Source organism: Frankia sp. RB5 (assembly GCF_059816245.1).
Map to the genome: position 1 here is coordinate 23208 of NZ_JCBATA010000076.1, position 14416 is coordinate 37623.

At 71.7% G+C, this 14416-nt stretch carries 13 protein-coding genes and 1 pseudogene; 7 read left to right on the top strand and 7 right to left on the bottom strand.

The window, feature by feature from the left end:
* Window positions 1-106 precede the first annotated feature (106 nt).
* The 6 genes from AC6EXY_RS28705 to AC6EXY_RS28730 all read right to left on the bottom strand — a co-directional run bounded on the left by AC6EXY_RS28705 (window position 107) and on the right by AC6EXY_RS28730 (window position 7397).
* Window positions 107-1330 carry an ABC transporter permease gene (locus AC6EXY_RS28705; protein ID WP_101830043.1) on the bottom strand — a complete coding sequence of 408 codons (1224 nt, stop codon included), beginning with the start codon at window positions 1328-1330 and terminating at the stop codon, window positions 107-109.
* A 50-nt stretch (window positions 1331-1380) separates the two neighbouring features.
* The gene (locus AC6EXY_RS28710) at window positions 1381-2859 is read right to left on the bottom strand and encodes an ATP-binding cassette domain-containing protein (protein WP_101830042.1); all 1479 of its coding nucleotides are present in this window, start codon (window positions 2857-2859) and stop codon (window positions 1381-1383) included.
* Window positions 2860-3861: a sugar ABC transporter substrate-binding protein gene (locus AC6EXY_RS28715; RefSeq protein ID WP_165818208.1), complete on the bottom strand. Its 1002-nt coding sequence runs from the start codon at window positions 3859-3861 to the stop codon at window positions 2860-2862.
* A 296-nt stretch (window positions 3862-4157) separates the two neighbouring features.
* Window positions 4158-5684: an aldehyde dehydrogenase gene (locus AC6EXY_RS28720; protein WP_101830040.1), complete on the bottom strand. Its 1527-nt coding sequence runs from the start codon at window positions 5682-5684 to the stop codon at window positions 4158-4160.
* Between the two features lie 155 nt (window positions 5685-5839).
* On the bottom strand, window positions 5840-6802 hold the full coding sequence (locus tag AC6EXY_RS28725) for a DUF8832 domain-containing protein (RefSeq protein WP_101830039.1): 963 nt from the start codon (window positions 6800-6802) through the stop codon (window positions 5840-5842).
* 73 nt (window positions 6803-6875) lie between these two features.
* Window positions 6876-7397 carry a hypothetical protein gene (locus AC6EXY_RS28730; protein ID WP_101830038.1) on the bottom strand — a complete coding sequence of 174 codons (522 nt, stop codon included), beginning with the start codon at window positions 7395-7397 and terminating at the stop codon, window positions 6876-6878.
* Between the two features lie 306 nt (window positions 7398-7703).
* Here AC6EXY_RS28730 and AC6EXY_RS28735 point away from each other — a divergent pair, with 306 nt between their 5' ends.
* The 7 genes and pseudogenes from AC6EXY_RS28735 (at window position 7704) to AC6EXY_RS28765 (ending at window position 13855) form a co-directional block, all read left to right on the top strand.
* Window positions 7704-8051 carry an ArsR/SmtB family transcription factor gene (locus AC6EXY_RS28735; protein WP_279354583.1) on the top strand — a complete coding sequence of 116 codons (348 nt, stop codon included), beginning with the start codon at window positions 7704-7706 and terminating at the stop codon, window positions 8049-8051.
* Complete coding sequence (locus AC6EXY_RS28740) at window positions 8048-9391, top strand: malic enzyme-like protein (RefSeq protein WP_341477178.1); 1344 nt, start codon at window positions 8048-8050, stop codon at window positions 9389-9391. The genes AC6EXY_RS28735 and AC6EXY_RS28740 overlap by 4 nt, the downstream gene beginning before the upstream one ends.
* A 137-nt stretch (window positions 9392-9528) precedes the next feature.
* The gene (locus AC6EXY_RS28745; protein ID WP_101830037.1) at window positions 9529-10407 is read left to right on the top strand and encodes a putative inorganic carbon transporter subunit DabA; all 879 of its coding nucleotides are present in this window, start codon (window positions 9529-9531) and stop codon (window positions 10405-10407) included.
* Window positions 10379-10663 (top strand): annotated as a pseudogene (locus AC6EXY_RS28750) (putative inorganic carbon transporter subunit DabA); the annotation flags it as partial. The gene AC6EXY_RS28745 and the pseudogene AC6EXY_RS28750, both read left to right, overlap by 29 nt.
* A 151-nt stretch (window positions 10664-10814) precedes the next feature.
* Window positions 10815-11522, top strand: coding sequence for a proton-conducting transporter transmembrane domain-containing protein (locus AC6EXY_RS28755; protein ID WP_101830036.1), 708 nt, complete (start codon window positions 10815-10817; stop codon window positions 11520-11522).
* 283 nt (window positions 11523-11805) lie between these two features.
* Window positions 11806-12858, top strand: coding sequence for a Dyp-type peroxidase (locus AC6EXY_RS28760; protein ID WP_101830035.1), 1053 nt, complete (start codon window positions 11806-11808; stop codon window positions 12856-12858).
* 349 nt (window positions 12859-13207) lie between these two features.
* Window positions 13208-13855: a TetR/AcrR family transcriptional regulator gene (locus AC6EXY_RS28765; RefSeq protein WP_243407121.1), complete on the top strand. Its 648-nt coding sequence runs from the start codon at window positions 13208-13210 to the stop codon at window positions 13853-13855.
* Window positions 13856-13882: 27 nt separating this feature from the next.
* Here the strand turns inward: AC6EXY_RS28765 and AC6EXY_RS28770 are convergent, their stop codons facing one another.
* Entirely contained in the window at window positions 13883-14251 is a 369-nt protein-coding gene (locus tag AC6EXY_RS28770) for a RidA family protein (RefSeq protein ID WP_243407120.1), read from the bottom strand.
* Window positions 14252-14416: the final 165 nt, after the last annotated feature.

Here is a 14416-nt window from a genome sequence, read left to right on the forward strand (position 1 = left end):
CCGCTCCGCGTCGAGTTCGCTGTCGAACCCGCTGACCTGATGGGGGACGGTAATGACGTTTTGTGATCCACGACACTGACGGTTCCGTCAGCATCGAGGCGGTCCGTCATCGGCGGGCGATCCGGACCACGGTGGACAGGGACACGGCGATCAGCAGCACCGCGCCGTTGACGATGTCGGTCCAGGTGTTCGGCAGCCCGCCGACGATCAGGCCCTGGCCGACCCAGACCACGAACACGCCCCCGATGACCGTGCCCCACACGGTGAACGCCCCGGCGGAGAAGACCACGGTGGACAGGAACGCGGCGGCGAAGGCGGGCAGCAGGAACGCGCCGGCGAGATCCGGGGCGACGCTGCCCTGGGTGGCGGCGAGGATGACCCCGGCGAGCGCCGCGAGGACGCCGCCCAGCACGAATGCTCCGAGCACGTGGCGACGGGTGTGGATCCCGGCGAGCCGGGCGGCCTCCGGGTTGGCGCCGGAGGCCTTCAGCCCGCGACCGAACGCGGTGAGCTCCAGCAGCACCCACATCGCCGTGGCGACCACCAGCAGCAGGAAGGTCAACCACGAGACGCCGCCGGACCAGGACGGCACGTCGAGCCCGACCACGACCAGGGCCGCCGCCGCGGCGACGGCCACGGTCCGCGCCGCCAGCGACCTCGTCCGGTCCCACCGGCTCGGGACCACCGCCCCGAGCAGCCGGACCAGCGCGGCGCAGGCGACGGCGGCGATGGCCCAGACGACGGCCGCGGGCGGTCGGCTGGCGAACGACCCCAGGGCGTCGAACCACCCCGGCACCGCCCGCGGGCCGCTCGGGATCAACGGGCCGCCTCCCGAGTACACGCTCGAGATCCCCAGGATCACACCACCGGAGCCGAGCGTGGCGATGAACGCGTTTATCGACAGGTACTCGACGAGAAACCCGTTGACCAGGCCCACGGCAACCCCGACGGCGAGGCAGGCGACGAGCACCGCCCAGAACGGCAGGCCCTGTTCGGTCCGCAGCCCGATCGCCAGATAGGCGGTGAGCGAGGCGGTGGAGGAGACCGACAGATCGAACTTGCCGGCTACCAGCGTGATCATCGCGGCCAGCGCGATGAGCAGCACCGGGACGTTCTGGTGCAGGTTCAGCAGCCGCGCGCCGGGGTCGAGGAACCTGTCGCCGAGCCAGACGCTGTAGCCGGCGAAGATGGCGAGAAAGGCGAGGAAGGTGAGCGACGAGCCGAAGGCACGGGACTGCGCCAGTGTCCGCGACGGCGCCGGCCGCGCCAGCGGTACCGACGGCGCGGTGCTCGGCGGCTCCGTCGCCGCGTCGTCAGCAAAGAGTGTCATCGTAGTTCCGCCTCCCGACTTCCCTTTCCGGGACTTCGGCGCACCGGCGTTCACAGCACCGCCTCCAGGGCCGTCTCGTCCAGGTCGTCGACGGGCCGGAAGTCCGACACCGTCCCGTCCGACACCGTTGCCAGCCGGTCGCACACGGCCAGCAGGTCCTCGGCGTCCGAGGTGACGACCAGGACGCCGGTGTGCTCGTCGGGCAGCCGCCGCACGAGGGCGTAGATCTCCGCGCGCGCCGCCACGTCGACGCCGCGGGTGGGCTCGCACAGCACGTGGACGCCCGCCTCCCTGAGCAGCGCGCGCCCGAAGATCACCTTCTGCTTGTTGCCGCCGGACAGAAGCCTGAACTCCGTTCCGACGTCCGCCGGACGGACCTTGAGCCGGGTGACGAGCCGCTGCCCCTCGGCACGCTCTCGTCGGCGGGCCAGCAGGCCGAAGGCCCCCCGGAAACGGCGCAGCGCGGACACGGTGAGATTGACGCCGACGTCCAGGTCGGGGAAGCCGCCCTGCGTCTCCCGATGCGGGGGGACGAGGGCGGTGCGGACCCCCGCCGCGAGGGTGCGCGTCCCTCGCGACGGGCGCAACGAGCCGTGGGCGAGGTATCCGACGTCGTGCAGTCCGGAACCGGGGGTTCCGGTCAGCCCGACGACCTCCCCCGCACGCACGACCAGATCGACGGGTCCGGCCCGGCCACCGTGCGCCCCGTCGAGGCGGAGCAGCGTCCGGCCCGGCCCGCCCGCCGCGGGATCCGCGGGACCCGGTCGGGGATCGCCGGCCGGGCCCGCGGCGCCCTTCTCGTGCGAGGCCAGCATCCGCACCAGCTCGGCCCGTCCCAGGCCGGTGGTCGACCGGTCCGCGGCGATCCGACCGTCCAGGAGCAGCACGACCCGCCCGGTCGCGCCGAGGATCTCCGACAGCTTGTGGGTCACCATGACGACCGTCGAGCCCGCGTTCGCCATGGCCCGCAGGGCCGCCACCACGCGCTTCGCGTCCGGCGGCGGGAGCGTGGAGGTGGCCTCGTCGACGAACAGGATCCTGGCGCCCCGGGCGAACGCCCGCGCGATCGCCACCAGCGCCTTCTCCCCCGGTGACAGATCACCGACGGGACCGGTCACCGGCAGGTCGAGCCCGACCGCCGCCAGCGCCCGCGCGGCCGCGGCCCGTTCCGCGGGCCGGTTCAGGACCGGGCCGACCAGTCTGAGCGGGGACTGCCCCAGCCGCAGGTTGTCCGCGACCGTGAGCCCGTCGATCAGCCCGAGGTCCTGGTGGATGAACCCCACCAGGGGGCTCGCGCCCAGCGACGGCACCTGTTGCGCGCCGAGCCGGATCGTCCCCGCGCTCGGCGGGTACACGCCGTCGAGCACCTTGATCAGGGTGGACTTGCCGGCGCCGTTCGGGCCCATCAGCCCGACGAACTCACCGGGGCCGATCTCCAGATCGATGTCGCGCAGCACCTCGACACGGCCGAAGGACCTGCCCAGCCCGGCGATGCGCAGCGTGGGGGCCAGGCCAGCGGAGCCGGCCATCTAGCTCGACGTCCAGAGGGTCGTGAACGTCTTGTGCCAGTCACCAGCGGGTTGCAGGGGCGGGGTGAAACCGGCGATGTTCTTCCCGGTCAGCAGGACGCTCGGGAGGTTGGTCGTGTCCCACCGCGCGGCCCCCGCCTTCGAACGGAGCACGAGATCGACGGCCGACCAGGAGGCGAAGTCCAGCGGCGAGGCCACGTCCGCCCCGAGCTGGGCGGAGCCCTTCGCCATCAGGGACAGGACGGCCGGGTCGGCGTCATAGCTGCTGACCGTGACGTCCGTGCGGCCGGACTCCCGCAGCGTCTTGGTCATCGGCGTGGTGAGGCCGTCGTAGTAGGCGACCGCGTCGGTGTAGCCGGAGGGGTGCGCGCTGAGGAATGCCGTCCACTGCGGCGGGCCGGGCAGCGTCGAATCCGCGGCCGGAATGACGATCTCGTTGTAGGAGCAGCCTGCGCACTGGTCGAGGACCTTCTCCAGGCCCCTGGTACGGGCCACGACGCCGGTCGCCGCGGGCTCCACGGTGATCGCGACCTTCGCGGCGCCCTTGCTGCGCTGCACGATGAACCAGCCGAGATCCTCGCCCTGGCGCTCGAAGTCGGGCGTCACGTCGAGAACGCCCTTCGCCCGCGCCTGGTCACCCGAGGTGCACATCGCGCAGGCGACGACAATCTTGGCTCCGAGGGCGCGGTCGACCGCCGCCCTGATCGTGTTGACGTCGACGGCGAACAGCAGCACGCCGTTGGCCCTGGCCTGGATGGCCTGGTCGATGTAGCCCCCCTGCACGGCGGGCGAGAACTTGCCGTCATAGGGCCCGAGCACCGTCCAGCCGGCCGCCGTGACCGCCTTCTTCATGACCTCGGCCTGTTCGGCATGAACCGGCGCGGAAAGGCCGCCCGCGATCACCGCTATGGTGCCGGTGCCCGCCTCGAAACCGGCCTTCGGCACAGGAAAGGTCGGTGTCAACGACGTCGCCGCGGCAACCTTTTCTGCGGCGGTGGACATCAGTTTGTCCTGCGATAGCCTCGTGGCGCCCGAGGTGGCGCCCGAGGTGGCGCCTGATCCGCTCCCGGCGCCGCACCCGGCCAGAATGACCATTCCGACCACCAGCACTCCCAGTAATCGCCCAAATCGGCGCATGTGCCTCTCCTTGACCTCGCTAACCGCCGCCGTCACATGCTCGGCGAGATGTTTGACCGGACTCTAGGAATCACGCCACCAGCTCGTAACTGTCAGATGTGTCAGGGCTGGGTATTCCCCGCGACAGGGTGAGGCGACAGCTACCCGCCGTCGCACGGAGATCAGCCGCGCGGGACGGAGAACGGGTCGCGGGTCGAACCGGACAGTTCCAGCCACACCGACTTGACCCGGGTGTAGTCCAGGACGGCGTCCAGACCGTTCTCGCGGCCGAACCCGCTCTGCCGTACTCCGCCGAACGGGACGTGCGGAGAGGTGTTGCGATAGCAGTTGATCCACACGACTCCGCAGCGGAGCCGGCGGGCCATCCGATGGGCACGCTGGACGTCACGCGTCCAGACCCCACCGGCGAGGCCGAAGGCCGTGTCGTTGCCAAGCTCGACGGCGTGCGCCTCGTCCCGGAACGGGATGACCGCGAGAACCGGCCCGAAGACCTCCTCGCGCGCCAGCCGCATGTGCGGCCGCACCCCGGCAAGGATCGTCGGCGCGACGAAGTAGCCGTCCGGGACGGTGTCGGGAGCCACCCGGCTGCCGCCCGTCACGAGCGTCGCGCCCTCGGCGACACCGCTGGCGACGAGGTCGAGAACCCTGTCCAGCTGCGTCTGGCTCACGAGCGGACCCATCTCGCTGGCGGGATCCAGCGGGTCTCCCAGGCGGATGTTCTCGGCCCGCGCCCGGAGCCGCTCGACCAGCTCGTCGTGGACACCCTCCTGCACCAGCAGGCGGCCGCCCGCTATGCACATCTGCCCACTGGACGCGAAGATCCCGCCAATCACCCCGTTGACAGCCGCGTCGAGGTCGGCGTCGGCGAAGACGATGTTCGGCGACTTGCCGCCCAGCTCCAGCGTCACCGGGGCGACGTGCTCGGCCGCCGCCTTCATCACCTGTGTTCCGACCGCGGTGGAGCCGGTGAAGCTGACCCGCGCGACGCCCGGATGCCGAGCGAGTGCGCCGCCGACCGTGGCGCCTGGTCCGGTCACGACATTGAACGCCCCGGCGGGAAAGCCCGCCTCGGCCACGAGTTCGGCCAGCGCCAGGGTGGAGGTGGGCGTCTGGTCCGCCGGCTTGACCACCACCGCGCAGCCAGCGGCCAGGGCCGGCGCGGTCTTCATCGTCGTGATCATGAGTGGGTTGTTGAAGGGCACGATCGCCCCGACGACGCCGATGGGTTCCCGGCTCGTGTACACGAGATAGTTCGGATCCCCAGTGGGCAGGGTCTGCCCGGAGATCTTGTCAGCGGCGCCCGCGTAGTAACGCAGCCAGGCCGAGACCTGGTCCATCACCGGGCGCGTCTCCCGGATCAGCTTGCCGTTGTCCCGCGTCTCGATCGCGGCGAGCCGGTCGGCGTCCTGGTCGACGAGGTCGGCGAGCCGGTGCAGCAGCCGGGACCGGGCCGGCCCCTGCACGGCGCCCCATTCTCCGGCCATCGCGTCGTCCGCTGCCGCGACCGCGCGGTCCACGTCCGCCGCGCCCCCGGCGGGAACCCGGTTCCAGACCCGCCCGGTCGACGGATCAACGGAGTCCATGGTTGCCCCGCCCACAGCCGCGGTCCAGGTGCCACCGATATACATCGACGCAGGTGGGCTGAGAGTTCTTCCGGCCTGCGAGCCTTCTTGGGTGACGGAAACCATGAACCTACGCTAGGAGCCGGCGGACACCAGAAGAACTGTTCTATCCGCTAGTTCCCGCGGCGGCACTGGCTGTGTGACAGCCCCGAGGCACTCGACGAGTCTGATCGAGAACCATCACCAACCTGTCGCGGCTCCGGCGGCCGGGCCTTATGGCCTTATCCGACGCCGAGGGTCAGCGCGGCGGTGTGCAGGGTTCCCGCCGTCTGGAACTGCAGGAACAGCCGCCAGTCACCCGCCCTGGGCAGCGCCGCCTCGAACGACAGGGTCGGACCGCCGTGGTCGCCGTGGACCGCGCCCCGCGGGTGCAGGTGCGCGAAGGCCAGGTCGCCGGCGTGGAAGGCGGTCAGGTGGGCGTAGGTCTCCAGGTAGGGCCGCAGATCGGTGACCGGCTTCCCGTTCCTGGTCACGGTGACCGTGAGCGGGTGGGTCATGCCGGCCATCGCCCTGTCCCCGGACACGGTCAAGGTGTAGCCGTCGACCGTCGTGCTGGTGGACGCCGCCGGCAGCGGCACGGTGGCCGCCGTTCCCGGGACGGTGACCGGCTGGCCGAGCACCAGCGGGATGGTGGTGCCGGCGGCGCGGGCGATGAACGAGGCATACGCGCGGTAGGAGCCGGCCGGGGTGGCCTTCACGTCCGCGGTCCAGGTGCCGTCGGCGCTCATCGTCGGGTGGACGTGCTGGAAGCCGGTGAGGTCCGACCTGATCAGATAGAAGTGCATGAGCTTCGTCTGATCCGGCTCGAACGAGGTGACCGGCTTCCCGTCCGCGCCGCGGATCTGGAAGCGGATCGCGCTCGCCTGGTTCACCGGCAGCGAGGATGTCGACAGGGTGAGGCCCAGCCCCCTGGCCTGCGCCGCGAGGCCGTCCCCGGTGGCCATGTCGGGCATGCCGGACCCCATGCCGGATGCGGGGTGCCCGGTCATGGAGTGCCCGGCCATCGACGGTGTCGCGGACGCGGTGGATTCCGCCGAGCCGGCGTGCTCAGTCTGGTGGGACGACGCGGACTGGCCGCCGGAGCCGCCGCCGCAGGCGGCGACGGCGAGCAGGACCGCGCCGGTCAGCCCGGCGGCGGACAGGGCCCGGCGGGCACGGGAAGGGAGGTGACGTACAGGCAGCATGAGAACTCGTGGACTCCCGAACAGGGCACGCCGAAGGCGTGCGGATGGACGTGACAGCGGCAGTGCCGGCCGGTCACGTCCGGGAGACGCACAGATCGTTCAGGAGCAGCGCGCCGAAGCGAGGGGGAGCTCGGCGGTGCGGGCCGCGCCGCGACGCTGGCGGGAGCCCCGGCCCCATCGGCCGCGCGATGATCAGCAGACCGAGGGCGAACAGGGCGAACAGCCCGGCGAGTCCACGGGAGGGCGGGGTGGCCGAACAGACCGTGCCGGGCTTGCCCGTGCCGGCGGCGGAGCCATCCGCGTACAGGGCCGCCGGCTTCGCGGCCATGCCACCGGTCGTGGGTCCGACCGCGAGCGGGACGCCCTCCCTCTCCAAGGTCAGCTCCACCCCACCGGCCGTGGGGCCGCCTCTCATCACCCCGTGATCCGCTGATCCACGACCGCCGGCTGCCATCGGCATGCTCGCCGCCGCCTGGCCGACGCCCGCTTCCGGGCAGTCGTGCGAGGCGGGCAACACGTGCATGACGGCGATCCCGGCCAGAAGCGCCCACACGGCGAGTACCCGGCCGAGCGCCAGCGACCCCCCGCCGTCCACGACCCTCCCGGGTGCTCGACGCCGACCGCGACCGGTCAGTTCCGCGGGTCTCATCAGCGCGGTGACCCTCTCCGCATGTGGACGTTGCGACTTCGGCCGGTGACGTGAGGAGTCGGCTGCCTCGACGGACTGCGCTCAACGCTACAAGATCAGCCCGCCCGACGACGGCCGCGAGCGGCCCGATCGAGGATGTCGCGACCAGGCGCTCGACCAGTTGAAAAATTCTGCAACTTACAGGATCCTAAACCAGGGCTGAGTGGCCGGGCGTCGGCACAGCGATCGGGGGTCTGCGTGGGAGGTGGATGCGTGACGGGGCGGGTTCCGCTGTATCAGGCGAAGGCCGAGTTCTTCCGCATGCTGGGGCATCCGGTGCGGATCCGGGTGTTGGAGCTGTTGCAGGACGGGCCGATGCCGGTTCGGGATCTGCTGGCGGCGATCGAGGTCGAGCCGTCGAACCTCTCCCAGCAGCTCGCGGTGCTGCGACGGTCCGGCATCGTCACGGCGGTGCGGGACGGGTCGACGGTGGTGTACGCGCTCGCCGGCGGGGATGTGGCGGCGCTGATGCGGGCGGCCCGGCGCATCCTGACGGAGATGGCGGCGGGGCAGGCGGGGCTGCTGGCGGAGCTGCGGGAGACGGAGGCGCACCCGCTGTGAGCAGGCCCCGTGATGACCTGACCCGCGCCTTCACCGTGACGATCCGGGTGCCGTCGCGGGCCTTGCGCGGGGTCGACGAGGTCCTCGCCATGAGGCCGGGCACGGTCGCCCGCCGCGACCACGCCCCGGGCGAGGGGCACTACCGCAGGATCAGCCTGGCCGCGGATAGCAGTGCGACGCTGGCCTGGCTGGTCGGTGCCCTGCGTCAGCGTCTCGGAGCTGATCTCCTGCACATCGAGGACCCGGTCTTCGCCGTGGCCGCGTCCGGAAAGCTGACGCAGTCGGTGTGCGCGGAGGTGGCCGTGGGAGACGACCTCTCGCTGCTCGACGTGGAGGCGGACCGCCGCGTCGTCCGCTATCTGACCACGCATCCGACCCACACGGATCGGGTCACCGGCCGCCCTCGCCGGGTGGCGCTGCTCAGCGATGCCAGCGCGGTGCTGGACTTCGAGCCACTCGCCGCCGAGGCCGCACTGCCGGCGGTCGAGTCGCAGGCGGTTCATCTGCACCGCGCGACCGGCCTCGAGGTCATCCCCATTCCCGTCGCGGTTCGGGACGCGGCCGATCTCGCGTCAGCGGTCACCATGCTGGCACCCGGATTCGCGGCCATGGTCCTGGTCCACACGCACGTGCGCAGAATCCACGCCATGCGGGCCGCGCTGCCGGACGAGGCCGTCCCGCTGCTCGACACGGTCGACGACGGGCTCGCCGTCGCCACGACCGCCGCGGTCCTCACCCATCTGCGGCGTCGAGACATCGCACCGAACCGGGCCCGGGTCGCGGTCGTCGACCCCGCGCGGGGTGGGAACCTGGCAGGCCCCCTGATCGGGGCCGGCATCAGGGAACTGATCCTGTACGACCCGGTCACCTACGGTGTCCAACCTCTGCACAGCCTTGCCGCCGAGCTTGACCTGATCGTCGATCTTCTCGGCCTGACGATGCCACCGGACGAGGTCGCCGTGCTGCGGGCACGACCGGAGACGCCGCCGCCGCTGACCTCCGCCACGTCGGCTCCACGCCCCCTGCATGCCCTGCCCGGTCTGCTGCAGGCGGCCGTGACGGCGCGCGCCGACCGATCACCGTCGCGGCGCGGCTCGCCGCCGCACGGATGCTCGTCGAGCAGACACCCGCCGGCGCGCTCCTGCCGCCGTTGGATCACTCCAGGCTCACCCCGGCCGTCGCCGCGGCCGCCTTGCACGCCCTGTCCACACCTGACTGAGATCACCGCCCGCAAGGAGCACATCGGCACCATGAGGCCCCACGCATCCGAGAACCCAACCGGATCGCCCGGCGCGTTCCCCGCCACCGGCATCTCCTCGATCGCGGGCGCGTTCTCCTGACCGCCCCGGCGGGGCGGGCGGTATCGATTCCCGCCCAGTCGGCGAGTGCGCCGCCGGCCGACCCGGAATCGATCGTCGCCAGCATCCTGGACGAGGTCGCGCACCATCTGCCCGAGCAGGCGCCGCTGAGCTACTTCGTGCATCACAACACGTTGCACGCGTTCGAGGATCTTCCCTTTCAGGATGCCGTTGTCCGCGCCTCCGAGGTGCTGGGCACGCGCCCTTTCCAGACCGAGCGGGCGTTCGCCGAGCACCTGCGCAGCGGCCGGATCCGAGCGGACGACGTGCGCGCCGTCCTCGCCCCCCACGACGAGGTCGACGGCGACGTCGAGGTGGTGCCCGGCGGGCCGACGCTGGCCGAGTTCCGGTTTCGGCGTCTCACCACCCTGTTCGAGATCCCGCACGGCGCCGGGCTGCGCTGGCTGCTGGACGAGGAGGACGTCCGTCATCGCTGCCACCCGCTGGTGGGAGACGCCCGCCGGGCCGCGCTTCGGCCCAGGTCCCGGCTGCTGGGCGAGGTCTGGGAGGCCCTCGAACGCCAGCGGCCACCGGCACCCGCCGCCCCGGCGCCGGCGCGGCGCCGCGACCAGATCCTGCTCCTGCTGGGCGTGGACACGGACGAGTTCGTGCATCCGGTGCTGATTCGACTCTGCGCCGCCTTTCTCGATCAGGGAATCGCGTACTGGCGGATGCCGGACCGCGAGGACGGTCTGCTGGGCGTCTTCCGGCGACTGTTCGGATTGCCCACCGAACGGCCCGATCCGGTCTGGTCCGGTCTCGATCGCGTTCTTCGCGAGCAGGCGGCGCAGGGCTGGACGGCGACGCGGACCGTCGTGTGGGCGCTTCATGCGTTGCAGGTACCCGAGCCGGCCTGGCCGGCGACGATCCGAGCGAACCTGCTGTCCCTGCGCGGCTGGGCCGGCATGGTGCCATCTCGAGGAGCACTGCCCGGCGGTGCGTACCTACGGCGCAGCCGGCTTCTTCGGCGTGGCCATGGCCTATCAGGGCCTGGATGACGTCCGGCCACGCGCGCTGTGCCCGGTCACGACCACCCCGCGACATCTCGTCGTCGAACGGGCCGTGGACGAGGCCGAGCACGCGGCCTACCGCCGGGCGAGGCACCGCTTCGGGAAGGCCGGGCACGTCCTGTCGACGGCCCGCGGCACCCTCGGCCGTGGTGCGGCCCTGACCGTCGTCGCCGGTCTGGCATCGACCGTGCCGCTCATCGGCCGGTGCCTGTTTCCGCGGACGGCCGAACACTGGGCGCATCACGTCCACCACAGGGTGGCGCCGCGTCCGCGCACCAGACTCTTCCTCGAACGCCCCGACGGCGTCGAGCATCGCCAGGACAGCCCGGCCTCGGCGCCTACGTCCGCGTCCTCGGGCGCGGCGTGCGGCGCGTTGATGCCGACCGACCGCGCCGATGCTGCTGCTCGCCGACGGCAGGCGGGCGACCGGGACCGGCCTGCTCCTGATCGGCGCGGTGTCCGCCCTGCTCGGCAGCCTGCTCGGCCTCATCCAGCCGGACGCCCGGCGCGGGCTCGGCGCCGTGGCGGTCAGCGTCTCGGGGATCGTCGCGTGTGGCCTCGCGGGTGGCGCACCCACGAGCGTGGCCGGGGCGGTACTGGCCTGGCAGGTCTACGCCATCGGGATGGCTGGCGCCCTGATGGTGCTGTCGGCCACCGAGGCACGCCGAGGGCCCATGACCAGCGCCGGCGCGGGCGGCAGTTTCGCCCGCACCCCGAGACTCGCCGCCGCCTTCCTGCTGCTCGGACTCGCCGTCGCCGGATTCCCAGCCACCCTGGGGTTCGCCGGCGAGGATCTCCTGATCGAGGGAGCCCGTGGTTCATCATCGCTGCTCGCGGTGGCGCTCGCCGTCGCGACGGCGGCCAACGGGGCGACCGTCATGCGCTGGTTCTTCATCGGATTCACCGGACGACGCGATCACATGGGCGAGACCGACCTCACGACCCGCGAGCTCTGGGTGGTGACCGCCGCCCTCCTCGCGCTGCTGGTGGGCGGTCTGGCACCCGGCGGGCTGGTCCCGCACGGACCGGAGCCGTCCCTCGGCCCAGGTTCAGCCGACGGCGCCCTCCCCACGAACACGCTCATCATTCGGCCCGCCCCATAGACACACCGCCCCGTCCACGGGGCGAGCCGTGACGGAACGGTCCACCAGCGCTGTTTTCATGGTTTTCCTCGCGGCCGTGGCCCGGACGCGGGCCGGACGCCGGCGGCGTCGGCTACGGCACGCGTATCCTCGCCGCGGGCAACGTGGCCGTCGCGGCCCACTTCGCCCCAAGCTCCAGCACGCTCTCCAAGGCGGCCTGTGAGCGGCGGTGGTCTTTGGGGCCGGACGTGCACGCTGTGGGATCGCGGCAGGAGACCCGGGCGGGGTGCGAGAGGATCGGCGCATGACGTCGCCCTTGTCACCGGTTCCGCCGGCTGAGCCGCAGGATGTGCTCCTTCCCCTGACCGACGCCGCGATCTTCCTGGTCGCCACCGTCAACCCCGGCTGCGAGGAGACGGTGCGCGACCTGCTGCCCGACCTCGCGGGGCTGCGGCGCTCGGTCGGCTTCCGGGAGCCCACGGCCGTGCTGTCGTGCGTCGTCGGGATCGGCTCGCAGGCCTGGGACCGGCTGTTCGCCGGCCCGCGGCCCGGGTCGCTGCACCCGTTCCTCGAGATCGCCGGCGAGCACCACCGAGCGGTGTCGACCCCAGGTGACCTGCTGTTCCACATCCGGGCCGGGCAGATGGACGTCTGCTTCGAGCTCGCCAGCCAGATCATGCGGCGGCTCGACGGGGCGGTCACCGTCGTCGACGAGGTGCACGGCTTCAAGTACTTCGACGACCGCGACCTGCTCGGTTTCGTCGACGGCACGGAGAACCCCAGCGGCGCCGCGGCGGCCGCCGCGGTCACGATCGGCGACGAGGATCCCGCGTTCGCGGGCGGCAGCTACGTCATCGTCCAGAAGTACGTGCACGACATGGCCGCCTGGAACGCGCTGTCCACGGAGGAGCAGGAGAAGGCGGTCGGCCGGACGAAGCTGACCAACATCGAGCTGCCCGACGAGGTGAAGCCGAGCAACTCCCATGTCGCGCTGAACACGCTGGTCGACGCCGACGGGAACGAGCTGCAGATCCTGCGGGACAACATGCCGTTCGGAAACGTCGGGCGGGGCGAGTTCGGCACGTTCTACATCGCCTACGCCAGCTCCCCGGCGGTGATCGAGCAGATGCTGGAGAACATGTTCGTCGGCCGCCCACCGGGCAACCACGACCGCATCCTGGACTTCTCGACAGCCCTCACCGGCAGCCTGTTCCACGTTCCCACCTCGGGCTTCCTCGACGACCTGCCCGCCGCGCCCACGCCCGCGGCCGAGACACCGGCAGCGGCGAGGGGCCAGGCCGGCGCCGCGCCGGTGCGCGGCTCGCTGGGCCTCGGCACACTGCGCGACATCGAGTAGCCGCCGGGCGCCGCACGTCCCGGAGCATGGTGTCGCCAGCTCATTGCCGCAGCCTGTTTCGCCCGGTTCACCACTGCTGAGCAACAATGGCAGCTGGCCGACCCAGATCCTGGTTCGCATACCGAGAGGGCGCATGATGGAGCCGAGAAGTGCCGCTGCCGCCGGGGAGGAGTCTCCTGCTCGCCAGTCGAGAAAACTCCTGTCGGTTATTACGGGGTAGATCGAATCGGTGGCCAGTCGGCGACAGTCAAGTATTCCATGACGCCGTGTTAGAATCCTGGTCGGCAATACGCGGGATCCGCGCGGCGGCCAGCCACGAACAATGACAATCGCGGGCGGTGGACGAGGGGTGGTTCGGACGTACGCGGCGAACGGCACGGTGCCCGGTGATGAACCGCGGCACCGCCGCACCCGGCGGGACTTCCTCGCGAGCAGGCGGGATCTCCTGGACGCGGCCGGGCGGCTCCTCGCGCGGGAAGGCAGCCGGTTCAGCCTGATTGACCTCGCGGCCGAGGCCGGGGTCTCCACGGCGACCGCCTATCGTCATTTTACCGACGTGCCGGCCGTTCTCGACGCCTACTATGCCGAACTCGTCGAGGGCCTGGTCGGCCAGATGACCGCGCTGCCCCCGGCGACGGACGCGCTGGCCCACTTCACCGCCGTGTGTGAGCTGTGGGTGCGCGACGCCATCGCCTGGGGGCGGGCGGCCATCCGGGTGCGGTCATCGCGGGGTTTCCTCGAGCGGCTGCGGGCCGGGGACCCTCAGATCGAGCTGTTCTACGCCACGCTCAGTCCGACGGTCACCCGGCTGGTCGAGGAGGGATTCGCCCCGGCCTCCTCGACCGAGCAGGCGGTGCTGCTCTGGGTCACGATCTTCGATGAACGGGTCGTCGTCGACCTGTTCGACACCCTGGGCTGGTCCGTCGAGAAGATCGCCGAAGAGCTCACCGCCGCGGCGCTGCGGGCACTGGGCCACGTGCCGCCAGCCCACCGCTGACCCGCGTCCCCTTCACCCACACCAGGTTCACCCGCACCAGGCGGTCGCCTCGATCTCCACGAGCAGACCGGGCCTCGCCAGCCCGCAGATCACCGTCGTCCGCGCGGGCGGGTCGACGGGGAAGGTCTCCCGGAACACGGCGTCCAGCCCGGGCGCGTCTGCCGCGTCGGTGAGGTAGCAGACGCAGCGGACGACATCGGTCAGGCTCGCGCCCGCCTGTTCGAGCACCCCCGCGATCTGCGCGAAGACGTCCCGGGCCTGGTCCTGGACGGTCCCGCCCCGGGCGAGCCCGGTGGCCGGGTCGAGCGAGACGCAGCCGGACAGCGCCACCAGGTCACCCGTGCGCACGGCCGCGCTGATCGGCACGAGCCCGGCGAGACCCGCGGGCAGCGGCACGGTCCGTCGCTTGACATCCTCCCCGGCCTGAAGCTGAAGGCCGGGGATTCCCGTACCTCGCGATACGGGTTCCTGCTTCATCAACAGATGCCTCCCCGTTCTAGGAGCGGGGTGGTCTCACTCCGTCTCCACAGGCTGACACCGCGAGCCCCGCGGCCAGAATGT